The organism is Ruegeria sp. ABM4_193 (assembly GCF_056158705.1).
Map to the genome: position 1 here is coordinate 2,984,048 of NZ_JBSWTT010000001.1, position 21,208 is coordinate 3,005,255.

The 21,208-nt window shown below is 57.1% G+C and carries 27 protein-coding genes; 14 read left to right on the forward strand and 13 right to left on the reverse strand.

Annotation, left to right across the window (positions count from 1 at the left end; genetic code table 11):
• Positions 1–19: 19 nt before the first annotated feature.
• The 12 genes from ACXADZ_RS14900 to rplO all read right to left on the reverse strand — a co-directional run bounded on the left by ACXADZ_RS14900 (position 20) and on the right by rplO (position 11,504).
• Complete coding sequence (locus ACXADZ_RS14900; protein WP_475197516.1) at positions 20–1,330, reverse strand: replication-associated recombination protein A; 1,311 nt, start codon at positions 1,328–1,330, stop codon at positions 20–22.
• Positions 1,331–1,333: 3 nt separating this feature from the next.
• Positions 1,334–2,719, reverse strand: coding sequence for a trypsin-like peptidase domain-containing protein (locus tag ACXADZ_RS14905; protein ID WP_475197519.1), 1,386 nt, complete (start codon positions 2,717–2,719; stop codon positions 1,334–1,336).
• Between the two features lie 74 nt (positions 2,720–2,793).
• Positions 2,794–3,849 (reverse strand): TauD/TfdA family dioxygenase, encoded by a 1,056-nt coding sequence (locus tag ACXADZ_RS14910; RefSeq protein WP_475197524.1) that lies wholly within the window; start codon positions 3,847–3,849, stop codon positions 2,794–2,796.
• A 123-nt stretch (positions 3,850–3,972) separates the two neighbouring features.
• Positions 3,973–4,863, reverse strand: coding sequence for a DUF2950 family protein (locus tag ACXADZ_RS14915; RefSeq protein WP_171091983.1), 891 nt, complete (start codon positions 4,861–4,863; stop codon positions 3,973–3,975).
• Position 4,864: 1 nt separating this feature from the next.
• The gene (locus ACXADZ_RS14920) at positions 4,865–6,196 is read right to left on the reverse strand and encodes a DUF3300 domain-containing protein (protein ID WP_475197529.1); all 1,332 of its coding nucleotides are present in this window, start codon (positions 6,194–6,196) and stop codon (positions 4,865–4,867) included.
• Between the two features lie 142 nt (positions 6,197–6,338).
• Positions 6,339–6,761 carry a 50S ribosomal protein L17 gene (gene rplQ / locus ACXADZ_RS14925; protein ID WP_170387757.1) on the reverse strand — a complete coding sequence of 141 codons (423 nt, stop codon included), beginning with the start codon at positions 6,759–6,761 and terminating at the stop codon, positions 6,339–6,341.
• Between the two features lie 117 nt (positions 6,762–6,878).
• Complete coding sequence (locus tag ACXADZ_RS14930; protein WP_050605850.1) at positions 6,879–7,895, reverse strand: DNA-directed RNA polymerase subunit alpha; 1,017 nt, start codon at positions 7,893–7,895, stop codon at positions 6,879–6,881.
• Between the two features lie 114 nt (positions 7,896–8,009).
• Positions 8,010–8,399, reverse strand: a complete 390-nt coding sequence (rpsK, locus tag ACXADZ_RS14935; RefSeq protein WP_008757289.1) for a 30S ribosomal protein S11 — start codon at positions 8,397–8,399, stop codon at positions 8,010–8,012.
• Between the two features lie 15 nt (positions 8,400–8,414).
• Complete coding sequence (gene rpsM, locus ACXADZ_RS14940) at positions 8,415–8,783, reverse strand: 30S ribosomal protein S13 (protein ID WP_170332212.1); 369 nt, start codon at positions 8,781–8,783, stop codon at positions 8,415–8,417.
• Positions 8,784–8,984: 201 nt separating this feature from the next.
• A complete protein-coding gene (locus tag ACXADZ_RS14945; protein WP_475197535.1) occupies positions 8,985–9,560 on the reverse strand; it encodes an adenylate kinase in 576 nt (191 codons plus the stop codon).
• On the reverse strand, positions 9,557–10,921 hold the full coding sequence (gene secY, locus ACXADZ_RS14950) for a preprotein translocase subunit SecY (RefSeq protein ID WP_475197538.1): 1,365 nt from the start codon (positions 10,919–10,921) through the stop codon (positions 9,557–9,559). Before secY ends, ACXADZ_RS14945 begins: the two co-directional genes overlap by 4 nt.
• 109 nt (positions 10,922–11,030) lie before the next feature.
• Positions 11,031–11,504: a 50S ribosomal protein L15 gene (gene rplO / locus ACXADZ_RS14955; protein ID WP_171091991.1), complete on the reverse strand. Its 474-nt coding sequence runs from the start codon at positions 11,502–11,504 to the stop codon at positions 11,031–11,033.
• A 318-nt stretch (positions 11,505–11,822) separates the two neighbouring features.
• On the opposite strand from rplO, the gene ACXADZ_RS14960 reads away from it, so the two are divergent.
• Positions 11,823–12,857, forward strand: coding sequence for a fatty acid desaturase (locus ACXADZ_RS14960; RefSeq protein WP_475197541.1), 1,035 nt, complete (start codon positions 11,823–11,825; stop codon positions 12,855–12,857).
• An 873-nt stretch (positions 12,858–13,730) separates the two neighbouring features.
• Here the strand turns inward: ACXADZ_RS14960 and ACXADZ_RS14965 are convergent.
• A complete protein-coding gene (locus tag ACXADZ_RS14965) occupies positions 13,731–14,495 on the reverse strand; it encodes a phage minor head protein (protein ID WP_475197544.1) in 765 nt (254 codons plus the stop codon).
• 289 nt (positions 14,496–14,784) lie between these two features.
• Here ACXADZ_RS14965 and rplB point away from each other — a divergent pair, with 289 nt between their 5' ends.
• From rplB to rpsH, 13 genes are all read left to right on the forward strand, one after another.
• Positions 14,785–15,627 carry a 50S ribosomal protein L2 gene (gene rplB / locus ACXADZ_RS14970; protein WP_008757664.1) on the forward strand — a complete coding sequence of 281 codons (843 nt, stop codon included), beginning with the start codon at positions 14,785–14,787 and terminating at the stop codon, positions 15,625–15,627.
• A gap of 3 nt (positions 15,628–15,630) precedes the next feature.
• Positions 15,631–15,909: a 30S ribosomal protein S19 gene (gene rpsS / locus ACXADZ_RS14975; RefSeq protein WP_005980699.1), complete on the forward strand. Its 279-nt coding sequence runs from the start codon at positions 15,631–15,633 to the stop codon at positions 15,907–15,909.
• Positions 15,910–15,912: 3 nt separating this feature from the next.
• Positions 15,913–16,293 carry a 50S ribosomal protein L22 gene (gene rplV / locus ACXADZ_RS14980; RefSeq protein ID WP_039538267.1) on the forward strand — a complete coding sequence of 127 codons (381 nt, stop codon included), beginning with the start codon at positions 15,913–15,915 and terminating at the stop codon, positions 16,291–16,293.
• Positions 16,293–17,000 (forward strand): 30S ribosomal protein S3, encoded by a 708-nt coding sequence (gene rpsC / locus ACXADZ_RS14985; protein WP_171091997.1) that lies wholly within the window; start codon positions 16,293–16,295, stop codon positions 16,998–17,000. Before rplV ends, rpsC begins: the two co-directional genes overlap by 1 nt.
• Positions 17,001–17,012: 12 nt before the next feature.
• On the forward strand, positions 17,013–17,426 hold the full coding sequence (gene rplP / locus ACXADZ_RS14990) for a 50S ribosomal protein L16 (protein WP_117872242.1): 414 nt from the start codon (positions 17,013–17,015) through the stop codon (positions 17,424–17,426).
• 235 nt (positions 17,427–17,661) lie between these two features.
• On the forward strand, positions 17,662–18,282 hold the full coding sequence (locus tag ACXADZ_RS14995; protein WP_475197549.1) for a 2OG-Fe(II) oxygenase family protein: 621 nt from the start codon (positions 17,662–17,664) through the stop codon (positions 18,280–18,282).
• A gap of 432 nt (positions 18,283–18,714) precedes the next feature.
• Positions 18,715–18,921, forward strand: a complete 207-nt coding sequence (rpmC, locus tag ACXADZ_RS15000; protein WP_010437082.1) for a 50S ribosomal protein L29 — start codon at positions 18,715–18,717, stop codon at positions 18,919–18,921.
• 4 nt (positions 18,922–18,925) lie between these two features.
• Positions 18,926–19,156 carry a 30S ribosomal protein S17 gene (rpsQ, locus tag ACXADZ_RS15005; protein ID WP_171092001.1) on the forward strand — a complete coding sequence of 77 codons (231 nt, stop codon included), beginning with the start codon at positions 18,926–18,928 and terminating at the stop codon, positions 19,154–19,156.
• Between the two features lie 75 nt (positions 19,157–19,231).
• The gene (rplN, locus tag ACXADZ_RS15010; protein ID WP_008757934.1) at positions 19,232–19,600 is read left to right on the forward strand and encodes a 50S ribosomal protein L14; all 369 of its coding nucleotides are present in this window, start codon (positions 19,232–19,234) and stop codon (positions 19,598–19,600) included.
• A 2-nt stretch (positions 19,601–19,602) separates the two neighbouring features.
• Positions 19,603–19,914 carry a 50S ribosomal protein L24 gene (gene rplX, locus ACXADZ_RS15015; protein WP_171092002.1) on the forward strand — a complete coding sequence of 104 codons (312 nt, stop codon included), beginning with the start codon at positions 19,603–19,605 and terminating at the stop codon, positions 19,912–19,914.
• Positions 19,907–20,467 (forward strand): 50S ribosomal protein L5, encoded by a 561-nt coding sequence (gene rplE / locus ACXADZ_RS15020; RefSeq protein WP_475197557.1) that lies wholly within the window; start codon positions 19,907–19,909, stop codon positions 20,465–20,467. The genes rplX and rplE overlap by 8 nt, the downstream gene beginning before the upstream one ends.
• Positions 20,468–20,486: 19 nt before the next feature.
• On the forward strand, positions 20,487–20,792 hold the full coding sequence (gene rpsN / locus ACXADZ_RS15025) for a 30S ribosomal protein S14 (protein WP_068340744.1): 306 nt from the start codon (positions 20,487–20,489) through the stop codon (positions 20,790–20,792).
• Between the two features lie 13 nt (positions 20,793–20,805).
• Positions 20,806–21,198 (forward strand): 30S ribosomal protein S8, encoded by a 393-nt coding sequence (gene rpsH, locus ACXADZ_RS15030; RefSeq protein WP_170373360.1) that lies wholly within the window; start codon positions 20,806–20,808, stop codon positions 21,196–21,198.
• Positions 21,199–21,208: the final 10 nt, after the last annotated feature.

The following is a 21,208-nucleotide window of genomic DNA, read 5'->3' on the forward strand; positions in this document are numbered from 1 at the left end:
CAATACTGACCCTGCGTAACTAACTGTTGCGCTGTGTCCGAAGCTTGGCAAAGTAATCGAGGCGCTTTTTCAGCTCTCGTTCGAACCCGCGTTCGACCGGCTGATAGAGGACCGGGCGTTTCATGGTTTCCGGGAAGTAGTTCTGACCGGAAAACCCATCCTCGGCGTCGTGGTCATAAGAATAACCCGCACCATATCCCTGATCCTTCATCAGCGAAGTAGGCGCGTTCAGGATATGTTTGGGCGGTGGCTCGCTGCCGGACTGCTTGGCCAGCCGCATGGCCGCTTTGTAGCCCACATATGCCCCATTGGATTTTGGGGCCAGCGCCAAATAAACCAAGGCTTGCGCCAGCGCCAATTCTCCTTCGGGAGACCCCAGCCGTTCATACGTTTCCCACGATTGCAGGCAAATGGCCTGCGCCTGAGGGTCCGCCAGACCGATATCCTCAACCGCCATCCGCGTGATCCGGCGCGCCAGATAGCGCGGGTCTTCGCCGCCGGTTAGCATTCGTGCGAACCAGTACAGCGCAGCATCCGGGTCAGACCCACGTACCGATTTATGAAGGGCCGAGATCAGGTTGTAATGCTCATCACCCGACTTGTCATATTTCACAGCCCGCCGCATAAGCCGCGTCGACAATGCATCGGGATCCAGCGGCGCGTCCACTTTCCAGGCCGAGACTTGTTCGATCAGGTTCAGCAACGCCCGCCCATCACCATCGGCCATTTCCTGCAACGCATCGCGCGCAGCCGGGGTCAAAGGCAATGCGCGGCCCAGCTCTTTCTCGGCGCGCTGCGTCAGGCGTTCAAGGTCGGCAAGGCTGAGGCGTTCCAGTACCAGAACCTGCGACCGGCTCAGCACAGCGGCATTCAGTTCAAATGACGGGTTCTCGGTTGTTGCGCCCACCAACAAGATGGTGCCGTCTTCCATATGGGGCAGAAACCCGTCTTGCTGCGCCTTGTTGAAACGGTGGATCTCGTCCACGAACAACAGCGTCCCCTGCCCGTTCTGTCGGCGAATCTTGGCGGCCTCGAAGACCTTCTTCAGGTCAGGTACACCCGTGAAGATCGCACTGATCTGGACAAAATGCAGATCGGTTTCCTGCGCCAAAAGCCGCGCTATGGTCGTCTTTCCTACTCCGGGCGGACCCCAAAAGATCAGGCTGGACAGGCTGCCCGCCGCCAGCATCACGCCCAGCGGAGCTTCCGGCCCCAACACCTGCTCCTGACCGATGACGTCGCCCAGCGATTGGGGCCGCAATCGATCTGCCAAAGGGCGATGCGGGGCGGCGGCGTGCTCCTTAGGACCGGTGTCGAACAGATCGCTCATACGTTACAGCCGGAATCGCAGTGACACGGAACGGCCTTCGCGTTGAAGCCCCATGTGCACGCGGCGTCCCGGGTCCGTCATTGCGCGTTCAACGTCACCAGGGCGCTGAATATCAACCGCGTTGATTGTCTCGATCACATCGCCGGGTCGCAACCCGGCCCGCGCGCCATAAGGGCCTGGATCAACCACAACAACACCGGTCAGAGATAGGGGCAGGCCCAGCTTGGTGATCACCGCCGGATTGATCCGAGACACGATCAAACCCGGCAAAACTGTCGTATCGTCCAGCGCGGTTTCTTCGGCAGCGGGTGTTTCAGGTGCTTTGATCAAGGCCACCTCGACCTCATCGCTTTGGTCGCCGCGCAGCCGCGTCAGAACCGAGCTTCCCCCCACACCCGCAATAGACATGCGGAACTTCATTTCAGCGGGGGAGTTCACCTCGTCCCCGTCCACATGGGTGACGACGTCGCCCACCTTCAGCCCCGCCTCGCGCAGCGGGCTGAGGTCATGCAGGTCCGAGATCACAACGCCCAGCGGGATAACCAGCCCCAAAGACTCCGCGATATCCGCGCTCATGTGCTGACCCGACATTCCCGCCCAAGGGCTAACAAAGCTGTCATTGCCTTGCTGCGCCTGTTTCAGGAACTCGGCCACCAAATTTGCCGGGATGGCAAAGCCGATACCGTTGGAACCACCGGACCGCGTCAGGATCGACGTGTTGATCCCGATCAGATCACCATTCACGTCGATCAATGCGCCGCCGGAATTACCCGGGTTGATCGCCGCATCCGTCTGAATGAAATACCCGCGACCGTTGCCCGTTGCCGTTCCCGTGCGCGCCAGACCCGAGATGATACCCGAGGACACGGTTTGCCCCACACCAAAGGGGTTTCCGATGGCCAAAGCCAGTTCGCCCACTTCAACCTGATCGGAATCCCGCAGGCTTAGGAACGGCAGGTTTTCGGCCTCTTCCAGACGCAGGATCGCAATGTCGCTTTGTTCATGACCCAGTACAACTGTGGCCGAAAACTCGCGTCGGTCCGTGGTAACAACCCGGATTTCTGTCGCGGATCCAACCACGTGATAGTTAGACACGACATAGCCGTCATCGGACAGGATCACCCCAGAGCCCAACGAGTTTTGCACGCGCGGCTGTGGCGTGCCAAAGCCGCGGCCAAAGAAGTCTTTGAAAAACGGGTCCGAAAAGAACGGGCTGGCGCGCCCCTGCCGCACGATCTTGGCATAGATATTCACGACCGCAGGAGAGGCTTTTTTCACCACAGGAGCAAAGCCCAGCGAAATCTCGGCCTGCGATTGCGGCACGCGTGTTTCAGCCGTCGCAAATGTGGAAACTGCACAGGTCAAAGCGATTAGTGTCGCGCGAAGCATGGATACCTCTACCTCAAAAGCTGCGTAGGATATGCGACTACGGGCGCGCTAATGCAAGCACCTGTCCGGCGCGCTCAATCCAGCGGCGCGTGCAGGCGGGTCCCTTTTGTAATGATCCCACCCCGATTGCCCACTTCGATCGATCCGTAACGCTGCTTGAAAACGTCAGGTAACTCCCGGTCTCCGTCGGGTGAGAGCCATAGGCGAAAAAGATGCCGACGGTCGGCCGGATCAGGCCAGTCCACGAAACCCGTCCTGTCATGCAACTGAGAATGGTTGTAGACAAATTGCATATCGCCGGGTTGCAACCGCATGGTCAGATACAGATCTGGGTCGTTCGACAAGGAGTCGAACTTGTCCAAAGCAGCGACATGCTCTGGGGTCAGGCGCATGGCTTCGGGAAACCGCTGCGCGCTGTCGATGTACTGTCGCTGATAGAATACGGTCAGCTTGCCATCATGCCAGTTGAAGGGCGGAATAGTCATATAGGGCTGCATGCCTTCCGGCACTTCACCGCGCCGGTCGGTTGCTATCGGGTCGAACAATCGCTCCAGCAGGTCCGGGCATTCGGCGCGCATCTGGTTGTAGATGGCTTCGGCACTGACCAGCAGTGAATCCCCGCCCTCTTTGGCGTCCCGAAGACACAAGAGCCCTACGATATCGGCGCTGTCTGTGTGAAAGGTCTGCCGCTCGTGGGTCTGATAGATCCGCGTGTTCGGGTCATTTGCGTCCGCACCGATATCCCGGACATGACCCAGAATATGCCCCTGTGCATTCTGGGATCGCGCCGATCCCAAATGGGCACCCACCCCGCAGAAGATCGCGGCGGCCATTTCCTGAGAATAAGTCTCGACCGGCAGGCCCCGGATCACTTCGAACCCAATACCGTTGATCAGCGTGTCACTTAGAGTCTCAAGATGACGGTCGAACCGGTGCAGCAGAAAATCTGTTTTGGTGATTTCGCCGATATCCTGCCCCAAGCTTAGATAGTGGCGCGCGGCTTGCTCAAGGTCTGCGACATCCTCAGGGCTCAGATGCAACAGCCATTCATTCTGCCGCGCTACCATTTCCCGTCCGGTCCAAACAGATGGACCGGAGATTTGCGCCGGTAAATCAGAAAACACGGTCATCGCTGCCTCTCCTCACGCTTTCCGCATGTTCGCTTGTGAGAAAGCACAGGTCATCACCTGAAGTCACCGAAACTTGTAAAAACACGACACCAATTCGGTGTGCTAGCTCGAACGGTTCGGGTTCTACTCGGCAGGGGCCCAGTCAGGGCCTGGGTCGTATTCCAGGATGCCCTCCGCGCGTTCCAGCGTGTCAGGACCCAAGTCCGCCTCGAAAATGATCCCGTTCTCACCAACCAGAAACGAGTGAATTCCGGTCTCGCCATATTCGGAAGGAACGGCCAACAACGCATGACCTGCAACAAAATGATCCCCGACAAAGTACGAATACGCACCACCCGGAGCATTGGGTCCCTGCCCTTGAAGGATCGTATAGTAATAACCCAGGAAGGGTTCAGGTTCGTAATCCTCTTCTCCGTCGCTCCACCCAGAGGCCACCGCTCGTGCGAGCGCCGCGCCGACAAAGCTGTCTTCCTCGGGCCAGAACAGACCATCTTTCACACCCGGATCGGAAATGATGTTGCGCGCGAATTCCATCACGCCATCGCCATTATGGTCGGCCAAACGGAACGCGGCCTGAAGATCGACATAAGCATCAAGCAATTCCATCACTTCCAGCTCATTCAACCCGATCTCGCGGGCCGAAACTTCTTCGATGCCCGCTTCGAGGTCAAAGTGCCATTCCTCACCGGCCCGAGAAATCGGGATTGGGAAGGGCCAGCTGTCTTCCCCCAGCAAGACGACAACACCGTCCTCGTCCGGCTGGAAACGATAGCCCTCAGCATACATGCCAAGCACTTCCTCTCGTCTGGCGCGGTCTTCTTCGGGGTCGCCGGTTGCAAGCAAGTCTTCGGCTTCAGCCCCAAACACGTCCAGCAACTGGTCCCGATCATCCGACTTCAGAGCACCGACAAACGCATCCAACGCCGCCTGCGGGCTATTATATCGGGCACCCTCGGATGCGGCTGTGCTCGCCGTGATCAAAAGAATGGCAGAAGAAATTATGAAATTCCGCATCTTATCTCCTCCGCTTTCCCTTGGCCGCGTGCCCGCGTTTTGACGCGCTGTGGGTTCTCTTGCCGGACGCTTTCTTTTGCATGGCTTTCCCTTTGGCCGCAGGTTTTTTCTGCTGAACTGCAGCCTTTTGAGCCTGGGGTTTCTTCGCGGTCTTGGCGTTGCTTTTAACCGGCTTCTTGGCGGCACCAGAAGATTGCTTGGTTCTGTCCACAGCCTTCTGTTTCGCGGCGGCTCTGTCAGTGTCGACATTCCCCCGATTCACCTTGGGCAGTTGCTTGTCATTGCCGCGGTTGGCCAGTGCACCACCTGCAATCGCCCCGGCGCCCGCCCCGGCCGCCAACGCCGCAGCGCCCGAGCCGTCCCGACTTATGTCGGCAGCTCCTGATTCACGGCTGAGCTTCGAGCGCAATTCATCTGTGCGGCCGTTTGGTCGGTCAACAGGCAATGTTCCGGCACCGCCGCCAGTGCGTTTGTGATCGGCGATTTTGTTCCGCGCTTCCTGCTGTCGGTTGGAATCGGGTTTCCACTCGATATCTGTGCGGTCACCCAGATCAATGTCGTTGCCGATATTGACGTTGCCATCGACGTCTATGTCGATATTCGGGTTTCTGTAGATCGGGCCACCGCCCCATCCACCGCAGTTTCGACACCCCCAATAACCATACCAATCATCATCATCGTCAAAAATCTCGTCAATCAACGCCACGGTGCCAAAGGTCAGCAGAGCAGCCCCCACAACGTCACCCGTTGATGGCCCGGTATAGACGGTCGCAGGATCGTATTGCGGAACATAAACGGTTTCTGTGTTGGTCGGTGTGATGACGACGGTCTCATCCTCTTCGACCTCAACTGTTTGTTCCGGGCCGGACACCAGTGCACCGCTGTCGATTGCCTGATCCCGCATCACTTGGACAGCATCCATCACATCGTCTGATTGGGCCAGCATTGCTGTTCCCATCGTTTCGGTCCAGTCGACATGCGTCGCCATTTGCCCAACGACTTCGGGGAACGCTGTTGCAAGCACGCTGACCGACGGGTCCCAACCCATGGCCTCGATTTCAGGTTCAAGCTCCGCCGGATCTCGGTCTGCATTGTCGATTAAAAAACGCTCGGCCTTTACAATCTCCAGCGGCTGGGTCGAGGCGACAAGTATCTGGATGAGCAGAGTATCCGGATACAAGGCAACCGGCGCGACCAGAGTTTGCAGTTCTGCGTCGGTCAGAAGGTCAGTTGTTTCTTGCGACGCCGCCTCGGTCGTTTCATCCGTTGTTTCCTGCGCGAAAAGCGCAGTGCTTGCGCAAAACAGGGGCGCAAAAATCAGATATCTAAACATATTGCGATCCTTCAATTTCTTTGAGGATCGCCCAAGTTCATGATTCTGGCAACAAATCTCGGAACATGCGCCTCGATTCTAATAACAACAAAACCCCCGCGTCAGGGACGCGGGGGCTAAAAAATCAGAAAGCCGGGCTTTCTTATTCTTCGTCTGCGGCCTCTTCGGCGGCAACGCGGGCTTTGTCAGCCGCGCCTTTGGCGTCGATGTCACGATCAACAAATTCGATGATCGCCATCGGGGCCATGTCGCCATAACGGAAGCCAGCTTTCAGGATGCGGACATAACCGCCCTGACGCTCGGCGTAGCGGGGGCCCAGAACTTCGAACAGCTTCGCGACGTCTTTGTCTTCTTTCAGCTGTGCTGCGGCCTGACGGCGGGCGTGCAGGTCGCCGCGCTTGCCCAGAGTGACCAGCTTTTCGATGATCGGGCGCAGTTCTTTTGCCTTGGGCAGAGTTGTCTTGATTTGCTCATGCTCGATGAGCGAGCCAGCCATGTTCGCAAACAGAGCTTTACGGTGCTCATGAGTACGGTTCAGGCGGCGGTAACCACGTGCGTGACGCATTTTTCAATTCCTATCTTGCGTTTTGCTTTGTCTGGCCGGCGATGCGTGTCACCGGCTCTCCTTGGGGCGGAAGTGCCCATGTCGTCCCCGGAAACCCGGGCATTGGGGAAGACGCGTTTAGAACGCGTCTTCGAATTTCTTGGCCAGATCTTCGATGTTGTCAGGCGGCCAATCCTCGACATCCATGCCGAGGTGCAGACCCATGCCGGACAGCACTTCTTTGATCTCGTTCAGCGATTTGCGGCCGAAGTTCGGGGTGCGCAGCATCTCGGCTTCGGTTTTCTGGATCAGATCGCCGATGTAAACGATGTTGTCGTTCTTCAGGCAGTTTGCCGAACGGACCGACAGTTCCAGCTCGTCCACTTTCTTCAGCAGCAGCGGGTTGAACTCCAGACCATCGTCCTCGTCCTGACGACTTGCCGATTCCGGCTCGTCGAAGTTGACGAAGATCGACAGCTGATCCTGCAGGATGCGAGCAGCAAAGGCCAACGCGTCTTCCGGTGTGATCGAACCATCGGTTTCGATCTTCAGGGTCAGCTTGTCATAGTCCAGAACCTGACCTTCACGGGTCGGCTGAACGTCGTAGGCAACCTTTTTGACCGGCGAATAGATAGCGTCGATCGGGATCAGGCCGATAGGTGCGTCTTCGGGCTTGTTCTTCTCAGCCGAAACATAGCCTTTGCCGGTGTTGACGGTCAGTTCCATGAACAGATCGGCGCCATCGTCCAGGTGACAGATGACGTGATCGCGGTTCAGAACCTCGATGCCAGCGCTTTCGCTGATGTCACCTGCAGTGACAATTGCCGGGCCTTTGGCATTGATCGACAGGCGCTTGGGGCCTTCGACTTCCATGCGCAGGGCTACCTGCTTGAGGTTCAGAATGATATCGGTAACGTCTTCACGAACACCTGCGACCGAGGAAAACTCGTGCAGGACGTTGTCGATCTGAACGCTGGTGATGGCAGCACCTTGCAGCGAGCTCATCAGAACGCGGCGCAGGGCGTTGCCCAGGGTCAGACCAAAGCCACGCTCCAGCGGTTCGGCAACCAGGGTCGCCTGACGTGCGGGATCGTTGCCCGGCTTGGCTTCCAGCTGGGTCGGCTTGATCAATTCTGCCCAATTCTTGTGGATCATGTAATCCCTCCATTCCTGTCCGCGCCCCATGACCAACAAGGTGCAGACGCCCGAGGTTCAAAATGACGTGCTGGGGCCGTGCACGAACACAGCCCCAGCTCAATTCAAAATCGCTTAGACGCGGCGACGCTTCGGCGGGCGGCAGCCGTTGTGAGCAATCGGGGTCACGTCGCGGATCGACGTGATGTTGAAGCCCACTGCAGCCAGCGCGCGCAGAGCCGATTCACGACCCGAACCGGGGCCCTGAACTTCGACTTCCAGCGTCTTGACGCCATGTTCCTGCGCCTTTTTGCCTGCGTCTTCTGCAGCCATCTGAGCGGCGTAGGGGGTCGATTTCCGCGATCCCTTGAAGCCCATGGTACCTGCAGACGACCACGAAATGGCGTTGCCCTGTACGTCCGAGATCAGGATCTTGGTGTTGTTGAAGGTCGAGTTCACATGGGCAACGCCCGATGCGATGTTCTTACGCTCTTTGCGCTTAACGCGAGTCTTGTCACGTGCCATCAGTCAGACCCTCCCTTATTTCTTCTTACCAGCGATGGCCTTTGCGGGGCCTTTGCGGGTACGAGCGTTGGTGTGGGTGCGCTGACCGCGAACCGGCAGGTTGCGGCGGTGACGCAGACCGCGGTAGCAGCCCAGGTCCATCAGGCGCTTGACGTTCATCTGAACTTCACGACGCAGGTCACCTTCGACGGTGAAGTTTTCGTCGATGTATTCGCGGATTTTCAGAACTTCGGCGTCGGACAGTTCGTTGACGCGACGGGTCGCTTCAATGCCCACGGCTTCGCAGATCGCTTTGGCCGAGGTGTTGCCGATTCCGGTGATATATGTGAGGGCGATAGGTACCCGCTTGGCAGTCGGGATGTTTACGCCGGCAATACGTGCCACGTGTCACTTTCCTTTTCGTTGCGGTTCCGTAACTCCAGAACCTTTTTTCACAACGCTTTACCGTGGCAGTGTGGCCAGAGGGTTCAGCATTATTCGAGGTGGTCGGGGCATTTGGGACGAATCCCGCATGCAGTCTTGATTCCCTTTAGGGATGGGGGTCGATATGGGCTTTTGGAAGGGGCGTCAAGCCCCAACCTTAAGTCAGCCGAGAATTGCCTCGATCGAGGCGGTGACTTCTTCGATGCTGGCCAGACCATTGACCGGGCGCAGGTCGCCCTTGGCATGATAATACCCAATCAACGGAGAAGTCTTTTTGTAGTACTCCATCAGGCGAATACGAACGCTGTCTTCGTTGTCGTCCGCCCGCACCGGCTTGCCCGCCGCACGCGCCTCTTCAGCGCGGCCCACGATGCGCTGCACCAGAACCTCGTCGTCGACGCGCATTTCGATCACCGTGTGCAGCGACTGGCCCATCTTGGTCAGCAAAGCCGCCAAAGCGTCAGCCTGCGCCAGTGTGCGCGGGAAGCCATCAAAGATAAAGCCTGCACCCTTTTCGGTCATCAGCTTTTCTTCGATCAGGCCGATCACGATCTCGTCGGTGACCAGTTGGCCCGAGTCCATGATCTCGGCAACTTTCTGGCCCATCTCGGTACCGCTGGTCTTGGCTTCGCGCAACATGTCGCCGGTGCTCAGTTGCACCATGCCGCGGGTTTCAACCAGATGCTGCGCTTGCGTGCCCTTGCCCGCCCCCGGGGGGCCCAAAAGAATGATGTTCATCGACGAGCGGGTCCCTTCCTGCCGCGTTTCTTGCTCTTACCGCGCAGTTGGGACTTTTCAATCAGCCCTTCATATTGATGCGCCAGCAGATGGCTCTGAACCTGTTGGATTGTATCCATGGTGACAGAGACAATAATCAGAACCGAGGTGCCGCCGAAATAGAACGGGATAGCGAACTGGTTTCGCAGAATCTCGGGCAACAGGCAGACCGCCGCCAGATAGGCCGAGCCCAGAACCAGAACACGGTTGACCACGTATTCCAGATACTCGGCTGTCTTTTTACCCGGACGGATACCCGGCACAAAGCCGTTTTGCTTTTTCAGGTTGTCCGCCACGTCATCGGGCTTGAACGCCACGTTGAACGTATAGAAATACGCAAAGAACACGATCATCGAAGCGAAGAACAACAGATACAGCGGCTGTCCGGGGCCGAAATTGGCCAGCATCCACGACATGATCGGTCCGTTCGCAGCACCCGCCGAGAAGGTTGAGATCGTTACCGGCAGCAGCAGCAGCGAGCTGGCAAAGATCGCAGGGATCACGCCCGCCGGGTTCACTTTGACCGGCAGGTGGCTGGAGCCGCCTTCGTAGACTTTCATACCGGCCTGACGACGCGGATACTGAATGTGAACCTTGCGCAGCGCGCGTTCCATAAAGACCACAAAAGTGATCACAGCGATGACCATGACGATCACGCCAACGATCACTGCGGGGCTGATGGCGCCCGAACGTCCCGAAGCAAAGAACTGCGCCAGCGCGGCCGGAACCTCGGCGATGATGCCGACGAAGATGATCAGAGAGATACCATTGCCGATACCGCGCGCGGTGATCTGTTCACCCAGCCACATCAGGAACATGGTGCCACCGACCAGGGTAATCATGGTCGACATACGGAAGAACATGCCCGGATCGGTCGCCAGATCCCCTGCTTCCAGCGAGACCGCCAGACCATAGGCCTGCACAGTGGCCAGCGCCACGGTGCCGAAGCGGGTGTACTGGTTGATCTTCTTGCGGCCCTGTTCGCCCTCTTTCTTGAGTTGCTCAAGCGCGGGAACCATGGATGTCAGCAGCTGCACGATGATCGAGGCCGAAATATAGGGCATGATGCCGAGGGCAAAGATACCCATCCGCCCCAGCGCCCCGCCGGTGAACATCGAAACCATGCCGCCGATGCCCTGCCCCGCCTGCTCCATAAACTCGCGCAGCGCCTGCCCGTCGATCCCCGGCACCGGAATAAAGGTGCCCAGACGATAGACGATCAGCAAACCCAGCGTGAACAGGATGCGGTTGCGCAGATCGGTGGCTTTGCCCAAAGCAGCCCAGCTTGTATTGGCTGCCATTTGTTCTGCTGCTGATACCATAAATCGGTCTCTCTTATGCAAACGCCGCCCGGAACCGTTTTCCGGCTCGGACGGCGTCTTGGAAAACTCTGAGGTCTATGTAAGCGGGTCTTGGCCCGCTCACAAGCGATTACTCTGCCGCAGCAGCTTTTGTGACCTTCAGTGAACCGCCCGCTTTTTCAACTGCCTCAACGGCAGACTTCGAAGCACCGGTTACTTCCAGGTTCACTTTGGCGCTGATTTCGCCTTTGGCCAGAACGCGGATACCATCCAGCTTGCGGCGGACCAGACCGGACGCAACCAGGGCGTCTTCGGTGATCGCAGCCGAAGCATCCAGCTTGCCGGCTTCGACGAATTTCTGGATCAGGCCCAGGTTAACAACGGCGAATGCCTTGCGGTTCGGCTTGCTGAAGCCACGCTTTGGCAGACGCTGGTACAATGGCATCTGACCGCCTTCGTAGCCGTTGATGGCCACACCCGAGCGGGATTTCTGGCCTTTGATACCACGGCCACCCATTTTACCTTTGCCGGAACCCGGACCACGGCCAACGCGCGTGCGTTTCGGTGCGGCGCCAGGATTGTCGCGCAATTCGTTCAGTTTCATTTCGCTTCTCCTAAGCCGGATATGACCCCCGAAGCGTGATGGGCCAAACACGGCATTTCTTGGTTTTGATTCTCATGGCGGAAAGCCACCGCAGGCGTATAGGCCCGATGGCGGGGCTTGGCAAGCCTGCAGATTGCCGTCTGGCCTGCGGTACGGTAACAAGCCCCTGTACGAGGTTTCCAGATGATACCTAAATGACAAGCTCACTGCATTCTGACCGTTATTTGACTACGAATTGCAGCGGTTTTGACAGAAACCACTTGCCATGCCGGGGTGGTAGTCTATCGGGATGCCTGAAAACACCAGACTGGCAGGCGCATGACTCACCCTTCTCACTCGCTTCGGGACAAGCCGGAGACAACCGCCGCACGTGACTGGGTCACAACGCTTGCCAAATACCGCGAACCGGACCAACTGCGCAGCGCGTTCGAGTTGGGCGTCAGCATTGTTCCTTTCTTCGCGCTGTGGGCGTTGTCATGGATGTCGCTGTCGGTCAGCTATTGGCTGGCCTTTACGATTTCCGTGCTTAATGCGGCCTTTCTGCTGCGCCTATTTGCCATCCAGCACGATTGCGGGCACGGCGCGTTCTTTAAGAACCGGGCCGTCAGTGACTGGGTCGGGCGCGGGATCGGCGTTCTGACCCTGACACCTTATGATGTCTGGCGTCGCACGCATTCCACGCATCACAACAGCTCGGGCAATCTGGACAAGCGTGGGATGGGCGACATCCACACCCTGACTGTTGCTGAATATCAGGCCAAAACGCCGATGAACCGGTTCTGGTATCGCGTCTATCGGAACCCGATCACCCTGTTCGTGTTTGGCCCCGGCTATCTGTTTCTGTTTCAGAACCGCCTTCCGCTGGGGCTGACCGACAGCGTCAGGTTCTGGGTCAGCGCCATGGCCACCAATGTCGCCATTCTGGCCATATTACTGACGGTCTATTATTTTGGCGGCCTGATGCCGATGCTGCTGATCTTCCTGCCCTCAACCCTGATTGCCGCAGCGGCCGGAGTATGGCTGTTCTACGTGCAGCACCAGTTCGAGGACACACATTGGGAGTCGGATGAGAACTGGCAACTGCACGAAGCGGCACTGCACGGAAGCTCTCATTATATATTGCCGTCGGTGTTGCAGTGGTTCACCGCCAATATCGGCATCCACCACGTGCATCACCTGTACAGCCGCATTCCGTTCTATCGACTGCCCGAAGTGCTGCGCGATCATGAAGAGCTGGCCAACAGCAACCGGATGACCATCCGCGAAAGCCTCGCCAACGCACGGCTGCATCTGTGGGATGAGCAAAGCCGTCGCCTGCTATCCTTCGCCGAAGCCCGCGCGCTGTATGGGTGAGGGGCAAACAGCCCCTGATCCTGACTGTTCCAGCAGAGCGATGAGCCGCGCTAGCGACTGCCCTTGGGATGGTGTCGTAACTGCTGTTCAGTGCGCTTTATGGTGCCAGATACATCCGAATTCCTAGCGAGACGCAAACGTCCCCAAAGCGCCAGCCCGCCGGGACGGGCAGTCGCTGGCGCGGCGGCCTTCTGCCTTGTCCCGTGCTCGGGTGAATGGCTGGGAAACACGTGAACCCTAGAGGAAGGCTACAGCATCGACGTGCCCACGGGCTTTGATCGAACCCGTTTTTGGTGAGAGAGGTAAAAACCCCTGCGAAAGCGGGGGTTTTTTTGTTCGTGTTTACCAGACGACCATAGGCACTGGGCAGGAAGGCGCTTGGTACCCGGGGTCATCCTTAAGTGCGTAAAGCACACCTAGAACGTTGGTGTTGTTTAACCGTTCCCCTTGTTCAAGCCATTCTCCGGCTTCGCCGATTATTTCAGAGTATAAAGCCCAGTTCTCGGAGCGGGTAACGAGGCCGACATCCGGTTGGAAAACAAGGCCGGTCGCTGAGCCCTGACGCTCATCGATATCGACCCAAAAACAGTTGTCTTTCAGAAAAGGACTCTCTCATCGTTGCCGACGGACAAAATTTGAAAGTCTGGGTCCCGGACAACCGGAACTGGAGTTCCAAACGGCCGAGAGAGGTCAAACAGAGCCTGATAGGAGACAATCACGCCGTTAGGCAAGCGTACACAAGATCCATATTCTTCGATACGGTGTCGCAGAAACAGAGCCGAATATGCCAGCACTAGAACGATAAAAAACACACTGAGTGTCAGAAGGAGGTATCTTGCACCTGTAGCCAACCGTGAGATGATTGTACTCACATTAGCCATCGAAACGAATCCAGCTTTTGTTTCTGTCCGCAACGATTGTGCCTGACATTCGCGCTGACCAGCTATCAAAGATTGGATATGGGGTGCCTCCCGGCAGTTCAATTCCTATATCCAATGGATCGGCGAATTCGTCGACAAGTTCAAAGTCGCAATCACCACTTATGCGAAGGGTACCGTTCTTCTGAAAAGTGACTTGACCTTTTGCTTCCCCTTCGATTGTCGTGTGTCCAATACTGAATACAATGTGCTGCATCTGATAGAAATTCGTGAACGGATAGGTAAATTTACCAGATGTTTGTATACGAGCGGCATCTGCGATTTGGCCAACCAGTCGATTGGAGACAGTGCCCCAATATTCGTTAACGACTTTTCGGAGGTGGCCAATTTCTCGCACCCTGACGGGTACCCCGTTGCCGTTCCGATAGTGATTGATGAAATCGCGGTTGGTCCATGGTCTGCCAGTGTCGGTCACACCTATCATTTGCACGTTCAGCGATTCACTTACAGCTGGAACATATGGTTCAGCTTTGCACAGACATCCAAATCCTTCACCGGGATGACCAGTAGAGGGCGGGTTGCCCCAAGCAAAAACCTTACCATCCTGGGCGGTATGAGATGATCGTACTTTGTTGTCGCCGCGGGTTCGCCAGATATAGAATCCAGTCGATTTGTCCTGTTTAAGCGCAAGCTCAATTGGGGTACCTTTTCTCAGGTAGGCATCGAAGACTTTCTGGTAGGTGTTCTGGTCGATGATCAATGCATGTGTCCCAGCGAAAGTTTGCCAAGAAACTGTGAGTGGTTGGTTAAGAAACCTGAAACAGTGAGGGCGATGCGCTTTTTGCTCGGTTAACCAAAATAGGCGCTCCACCCTATAGACACCCACCCCCAACACTGCTAAACGCACCCAATCTTGCGGCCTCGGATTCGTTCCGGGGCCTCTGATATTTGTAACCGGGGACCTTCGGGGCCCTATACCCTTGGCACCTACGGGGGCCTATCACATAGCAGGGAAACCCCCTGCACTTGCTAAACGGAAGACAGAAAGCATGGCACTCAAGTCGTACAAGCCGACGACGCCGGGCCAGCGCGGGCTGGTGCTGATCGACCGTTCGGAGCTTTGGAAAGGACGTCCGGTCAAGTCTCTCACAGAGGGTTTGACCAAATCGGGCGGCCGGAACAACACCGGACGGATCACTTCACGCCGCCGCGGCGGTGGCGCAAAGCGTCTCTACCGGATCGTTGACTTCAAACGGAACAAATTTGATGTCGCGGCAACCGTCGAGCGGATCGAATATGACCCGAACCGGACCGCATTCATCGCACTGGTAAAATACGAAGACGGCGAGCAGGCATATATCCTGGCTCCGCAGCGTCTGGCTGTTGGTGATAAAGTCGTGGCATCCGCCAAGGCCGACATCAAGCCGGGCAACGCAATGCCGTTCTCGGGCATGCCCATTGGTACCATCGTCCACAACATCGAGATGAAGCCTGGCAAAGGCGGTCAGATCGCACGTGCGGCCGGTACTTACGCTCAGTTCGTTGGTCGCGATGGCGGCTACGCTCAGATCCGTCTGAGCTCGGGCGAGCTGCGCATGGTCCGTCAGGAATGCATGGCCACCGTCGGTGCCGTGTCCAACCCCGACAACTCGAACCAGAACCTCGGTAAAGCCGGTCGTATGCGCCACAAAGGCGTTCGTCCGTCGGTTCGTGGTGTTGCAATGAACCCGATCGATCACCCGCACGGTGGTGGTGAAGGTCGTACATCGGGTGGCCGTACACCGGTTACACCGTGGGGTAAGGACACCAAGGGTAAGCGTACCCGCAACAAGAACAAAGCGTCCCAGAAGCTGATCATCCGCTCGCGGCACGCCAAGAAGAAGGGACGTTAATCTATGTCTCGCTCTGTTTGGAAGGGTCCTTTCGTCGATGCTTACGTGCTGAAAAAAGCCGAAGCAGCGCGCGAGTCGGGCCGCAACGAAGTCATCAAAATCTGGTCGCGTCGTTCCACCATTCTGCCCCAGTTCGTGGGTCTGACCTTTGGTGTGTACAACGGCCAGAAGCACATTCCCGTCAACGTCTCGGAAGACATGATTGGTCAGAAGTTCGGTGAATACTCGCCGACCCGTACCTATTATGGCCACGCCGCAGACAAAAAAGCGAAGCGGAAGTAAGTCATGGGCAAGGAAAAGAACCCCCGCCGCGTGGCTGAAAACGAAGCAATGGCGAAAACGCGCATGCTTCGCACCAGCCCGCAGAAACTGAACCTGGTTGCGCAAATGATCCGCGGCAAGAAAGTTGAGAAGGCTCTGACCGACCTGACTTTCAGCAACAAGCGTGTCGCGCAGGACGTCAAGAAGTGCCTGCAGTCCGCAATCGCGAATGCCGAAAACAACCACAACCTGGACGTTGACGAGCTGATCGTCGCCGAAGCATGGGTTGGCAAGAACCTGGTCATGAAGCGCGGTCGCCCGCGTGCCCGTGGCCGTTTCGGCAAGATCATGAAGCCGTTCTCGGAGATCACCATCAAGGTGCGTCAAGTTGAGGAGCAAGCCTAATGGGACATAAAGTCAATCCGATCGGCATGCGCCTTCAGGTCAACCGCACCTGGGACAGCCGCTGGTACGCTGATACCAAAGACTACGGTGATCTTCTGCTGGAAGACATCAAGATCCGTGAGTTCATCAACAAAGAGTGCAAGCAGGCCGGTGTTGCACGTGTGATCATCGAACGTCCGCACAAGAAGTGCCGCGTCACGATCCACACCGCACGTCCGGGTGTCATCATCGGCAAGAAAGGTGCAGACATCGAAGTTCTGCGCAAGAAGCTGGCCAAGATGACCGACAGCGAACTGCACCTGAACATCGTCGAAGTGCGCAAGCCGGAACTCGACGGTCAACTGGTTGCCGAGTCGATCGCTCAGCAGCTGGAACGCCGTGTCTCGTTCCGCCGCGCGATGAAGCGTGCCGTTCAGAACGCCATGCGCATGGGCGCCCTGGGTATCCGGGTGAACGTCGCTGGTCGTCTGGGTGGTGCCGAAATCGCACGGACCGAGTGGTACCGCGAAGGCCGCGTGCCTCTGCACACCCTGCGTGCCGACATCGATTACGCACATGCCGAAGCGATGACTCCTTACGGGATCATCGGGATCAAGGTCTGGATCTTCAAAGGTGAGATCATGGAGCACGATCCGCAGGCACGTGACCGTAAAGCACAGGAACTCCAGGATGGTCCGGCACCTCGCGGTGCAGGCGGCCGTCGCTAAGGGGGAATTGAGATGCTTCAACCAAAGCGTACAAAATTCCGCAAGATGCACAAAGGCCGGATCAAGGGTGAAGCCAAAGGCGGCTCTGATCTGAACTTTGGCACTTACGGTCTGAAAGCTCTGCAGCCTGAACGCGTCACCGCGCGTCAGATCGAAGCTGCACGTCGTGCCATGACCCGTCACATGAAACGTCAGGGTCGTGTCTGGATCCGTATCTTCCCCGACACTCCGGTCACTGCAAAGCCGATCGAAGTTCGTATGGGTAAAGGTAAGGGTTCGGTGGACCGCTGGGTTTGCAAGGTCAAGCCTGGTCGCGTGATGTTCGAGATCGACGGCGTCAATGACGACATCGCCCGCGAGGCCCTGCGCCTGGCCGCGATGAAGCTGCCGATCAAGACCCGCGTCGTGGTTCGCGAAGACTGGTAAGCGATTGGGGCTCAGGCCCTGTTCGTAAAAAGATTGACCCCCGTCGGGACACCGGCGGGGGTTTTTTGTTGGGGGCGCTGCCCCCGCCACGGCAAACCGCGCCTCCCCCGAGGTATTTTTAGCCAGATGAAAAAAGGATCCCAACTTCATCTGGCCAAAAATATCTCGGAGCGCGAGGCAGAGCCTCGCAATTCCGCCATCGCCTTCTCCGCATCACTGGTCTAAGAGAGGGCGCATGGCACAGATTGAATCACTCTTCGTTACCCGTCTCTATCGCGCAGCTTTGTCCGAGTTTGATCCCAAGATCGATGCGGAGGAGTTGGAAAACTCCTGCCTTGTCATCGCGGAAGATGACGAGGCCGGGCAGGATTGGTGCGAAGAAAACGGCTACCCCGGCTACACCAGCTATGCATCGCTGACGGACCTGCCTTGGCGGTTCCCGATCTTTGCCGATCTGGTGAAAGTGCTTGATCAACACGTGGCGGCCTTCGCCAAGGATTTGGAGTTTGATCTGGGTGAAGGAGAGCTGAAGCTGGAGGATCTGTGGATCAACATCCTGCCCGAGGGCGGAATGCACTCCAGCCACCTGCACCCGCACAGCATCATTTCAGGCACGACCTATGTGGCGATGCCCGAAGGGGCGAGCGCGTTGAAGCTGGAAGATCCGCGCTCAGGCCGAATGATGGCAGCGCCGACGCGTCTAAAAGGCGGACGGCGGGATTTGCAGCCGTTCATCTATATGAAGCCACAGGTAGGCGACGTCCTACTTTGGGAAAGCTGGCTGCGCCACGAGGTGCCGATGAACATGGCCGAGGACGAGAGGATCAGTGTCAGCTTCAACTACAAGTGGGATTGACCCCTGTATCAGGCATGCAATGGAAGTTGCGACTCCGGTACTCTGGGGTGGCGCTTTGGTGTTGTTGCTATTGACGCTCTATCGAACAGGCTGGAATTTTCGAGAGAGCATCTTGAAGATGGTCGGATTGCGGGGGTTTGGCGACCTTAGCACGCTTGAATTGGTTGTTTGGGCAGCAACAATGGGCGGAACGTTTTACGTATTCTTTCAGGTTTTGGAAGCGTGTAAAAAATTGTAGCGATCAATCAGTTTTTTGACCCGATAGATTCTCTCCAAACTTTCCCTTGCCACCCACCCCCTAAACCCTTATACGGCGGCATCCTGCAAGTCCCCCGGCCGAGTCGGGGGATTCGCATGTCTATCATTCATCCACCAGGTCCAAGGTGACCCTGCAAGGGGGCCTTCTGGTGTTTTGAGCAAAGGAAAAAGGCGATGAACGCCCAAGAACTGCGTGACAAGACCCCGGACCAGCTCCGCGAGGAACTGGCCAACCTGAAGAAAGAAAGCTTTAACCTGCGCTTTCAACAGGCAACCGGTCAGCTGGAAAATACAGCTGGTATCAAAGCGGCCCGCCGCAATGCTGCCCGCGTCAAAACCATTCTGAACGAAAAGGCCGCTGCCGCGGCATCGGAGGAGTAATCCTATGCCCAAGCGTATCCTGTCCGGAATCGTAACCAGCGACGCCAATGAGCAGACAGTGACTGTTTCGGTTGAACGCCGTTTTAAGCACCCGCTGCTGCAGAAAACCGTTCGTAAGTCCAAGAAATATCGGGCTCACGACGAAAAGAACGCCTTCAAGGTCGGCGACACCGTACGCATCATCGAATGCGCGCCGAAATCGAAGACGAAACGTTGGGAAGTTCTGGAAGCGTAAGCTTCCGGGATTTTTCATTTGTCGAAACCCTGGGGGATCTAATCAGACCAGCCCCCACAGGTCGGGAGAAACCACATGATCCAGATGCAGACCAATCTGGATGTTGCTGACAACTCCGGCGCACGCCGAGTTCAGTGCATCAAGGTCCTGGGTGGTTCCAAGCGTAAATACGCCTCCGTTGGCGACATCATTGTCGTCTCGGTGAAGGAAGCCATCCCGCGCGGCCGCGTAAAGAAAGGTGACGTCCGTAAGGCCGTCGTCGTACGCACCGCCAAAGAAGTCCGTCGCGAAGACGGCACCGCGATCCGTTTTGATCGCAACGCCGCCGTCATCCTGAACAACAACAACGAGCCAGTCGGCACCCGTATCTTTGGCCCCGTTGTTCGCGAACTGCGCGGCAAGAACTTCATGAAAATCATCTCGCTGGCTCCGGAGGTGCTGTAATCATGGCTGCTAAACTCCGCAAAGGCGACAAGGTCGTCGTGCTGGCCGGCAAAGACAAGGGCAAAGAGGGAACCATTTCCTCGGTTGACCCGAAAGCCGGTAAAGCTGTTGTCGATGGCATCAACATCGCCATCCGCCACACCCGTCAGTCGCAAACCTCGCAAGGTGGTCGCCTGCCTCAGGCAAACCCGATCGAGCTGTCGAACCTGGCGCTGCTGGACAAGAACGGCAAAGCAACCCGCGTTGGCTTCCGCATGGAAGGTGACAAGAAGGTCCGCTTCGCCAAGACCACAGGGGACGTGATCGATGCTTGATAACGCAACCTACACCCCGCGTCTGAAAGCACAGTACGCTGAAACCATCCGAGCCGCTCTGAAAGAAGAGTTCGGCTATAAGAACGACATGCAGCTGCCCAAGCTGGAAAAAATCGTTCTGAACATCGGTTGTGGTGCTGAAGCGGTCAAAGACTCGAAGAAAGCAAAAGCTGCTGTCCAAGATCTGACTGCGATTGCTGGTCAACAGGCCGTTGCAACCAAGGCGAAGAAGTCGATCGCGGGTTTCCGCGTCCGTGAAGACATGCCGCTGGGTGCGAAAGTGACCCTGCGCGGTGACCGGATGTACGAATTCCTGGATCGTCTGATCACCATCGCGCTGCCGCGCGTTCGTGACTTCCGCGGTGTTAAGCCGTCTTTCGATGGTCGTGGCAACTTTGCCATGGGCATGAAAGAGCACATCGTGTTCCCGGAAATCGACTTCGACAAAGTCGACGAAGTCTGGGGCCTGGACATCGTAATCACCACCACAGCGAAAACCGACGCTGAAGCGAAGAGCCTGTTGAAAGCATTCAACATGCCTTTCAACGCGTAAGCGCCGGGAGGATTGAGACATGGCTAAAAAAGCAATGATCGAACGCGAGAAGAAGCGCGAACGCCTGGTGGCCAAATATGCCGCAAAGCGTGCCGAGCTGAAAGAAATCGCGAATGACGAGAGCCGCCCGATGGAAGAGCGTTTCAAAGCGCGTCTGAAACTGGCGAAACTGCCGCGCAACAGCTCGGCTACACGTCTGCACAACCGTTGTCAGCTGACCGGTCGTCCCCACGCTTACTACCGTAAGCTGAAGGTCAGCCGTATCGCGCTGCGCGAGCTGGGTTCTGCTGGTCAGATCCCCGGCATGGTGAAATCGAGCTGGTAAGGGAGACATAGATATGAATGATCCTATCGGCGATATGCTCACCCGTATCCGCAACGCGCAAATGCGCGGCAAGTCCACCGTTTCCACCCCAGCTTCCAAGCTGCGCGGTTGGGTTCTGGACGTGCTGGCGGACGAAGGCTATATCCGTGGCTATGAAAAGACGACCGGTGCAAACGGTCATCCGGCCATCGAAATCAGCCTGAAATACTACGAAGGCACCCCTGTTATTCGCGAACTGAAGCGGGTCTCGAAACCCGGTCGGCGCGTATACATGGGCGTCAATGACATCCCGCAGGTCCGTCAGGGTCTGGGCGTGTCGATTGTCAGCACTCCGAAAGGTGTGATGTCGGACGCAAACGCTCGCTCCAACAATGTTGGCGGCGAAGTGCTCTGCACCGTCTTCTAAGGAGGTCTGC

Coding starts and splice junctions, on each gene's coding strand:
- ACXADZ_RS14900 (WP_475197516.1), bottom strand. CDS start 1,330: ATGAGCGATCTGTTCGACACCGGTCCTAAGGAGCACGCCGCCGCCCCG.
- ACXADZ_RS14905 (WP_475197519.1), bottom strand. CDS start 2,719: ATGCTTCGCGCGACACTAATCGCTTTGACCTGTGCAGTTTCCACATTT.
- ACXADZ_RS14910 (WP_475197524.1), bottom strand. CDS start 3,849: ATGACCGTGTTTTCTGATTTACCGGCGCAAATCTCCGGTCCATCTGTT.
- ACXADZ_RS14915 (WP_171091983.1), bottom strand. CDS start 4,863: ATGCGGAATTTCATAATTTCTTCTGCCATTCTTTTGATCACGGCGAGC.
- ACXADZ_RS14920 (WP_475197529.1), bottom strand. CDS start 6,196: ATGTTTAGATATCTGATTTTTGCGCCCCTGTTTTGCGCAAGCACTGCG.
- rplQ (WP_170387757.1), bottom strand. CDS start 6,761: ATGCGTCACGCACGTGGTTACCGCCGCCTGAACCGTACTCATGAGCAC.
- ACXADZ_RS14930 (WP_050605850.1), bottom strand. CDS start 7,895: ATGATCCACAAGAATTGGGCAGAATTGATCAAGCCGACCCAGCTGGAA.
- rpsK (WP_008757289.1), bottom strand. CDS start 8,399: ATGGCACGTGACAAGACTCGCGTTAAGCGCAAAGAGCGTAAGAACATC.
- ACXADZ_RS14945 (WP_475197535.1), bottom strand. CDS start 9,560: ATGAACATCATTCTTTTGGGCCCCCCGGGGGCGGGCAAGGGCACGCAA.
- secY (WP_475197538.1), bottom strand. CDS start 10,921: ATGGTATCAGCAGCAGAACAAATGGCAGCCAATACAAGCTGGGCTGCT.
- rplO (WP_171091991.1), bottom strand. CDS start 11,504: ATGAAACTGAACGAATTGCGCGACAATCCTGGCGCCGCACCGAAACGC.
- ACXADZ_RS14960 (WP_475197541.1), top strand. CDS start 11,823: ATGACTCACCCTTCTCACTCGCTTCGGGACAAGCCGGAGACAACCGCC.
- rplB (WP_008757664.1), top strand. CDS start 14,785: ATGGCACTCAAGTCGTACAAGCCGACGACGCCGGGCCAGCGCGGGCTG.
- rpsS (WP_005980699.1), top strand. CDS start 15,631: ATGTCTCGCTCTGTTTGGAAGGGTCCTTTCGTCGATGCTTACGTGCTG.
- rplV (WP_039538267.1), top strand. CDS start 15,913: ATGGGCAAGGAAAAGAACCCCCGCCGCGTGGCTGAAAACGAAGCAATG.
- rpsC (WP_171091997.1), top strand. CDS start 16,293: ATGGGACATAAAGTCAATCCGATCGGCATGCGCCTTCAGGTCAACCGC.
- rplP (WP_117872242.1), top strand. CDS start 17,013: ATGCTTCAACCAAAGCGTACAAAATTCCGCAAGATGCACAAAGGCCGG.
- ACXADZ_RS14995 (WP_475197549.1), top strand. CDS start 17,662: ATGGCACAGATTGAATCACTCTTCGTTACCCGTCTCTATCGCGCAGCT.
- rpmC (WP_010437082.1), top strand. CDS start 18,715: ATGAACGCCCAAGAACTGCGTGACAAGACCCCGGACCAGCTCCGCGAG.
- rpsQ (WP_171092001.1), top strand. CDS start 18,926: ATGCCCAAGCGTATCCTGTCCGGAATCGTAACCAGCGACGCCAATGAG.
- rplN (WP_008757934.1), top strand. CDS start 19,232: ATGATCCAGATGCAGACCAATCTGGATGTTGCTGACAACTCCGGCGCA.
- rplX (WP_171092002.1), top strand. CDS start 19,603: ATGGCTGCTAAACTCCGCAAAGGCGACAAGGTCGTCGTGCTGGCCGGC.
- rplE (WP_475197557.1), top strand. CDS start 19,907: ATGCTTGATAACGCAACCTACACCCCGCGTCTGAAAGCACAGTACGCT.
- rpsN (WP_068340744.1), top strand. CDS start 20,487: ATGGCTAAAAAAGCAATGATCGAACGCGAGAAGAAGCGCGAACGCCTG.
- rpsH (WP_170373360.1), top strand. CDS start 20,806: ATGAATGATCCTATCGGCGATATGCTCACCCGTATCCGCAACGCGCAA.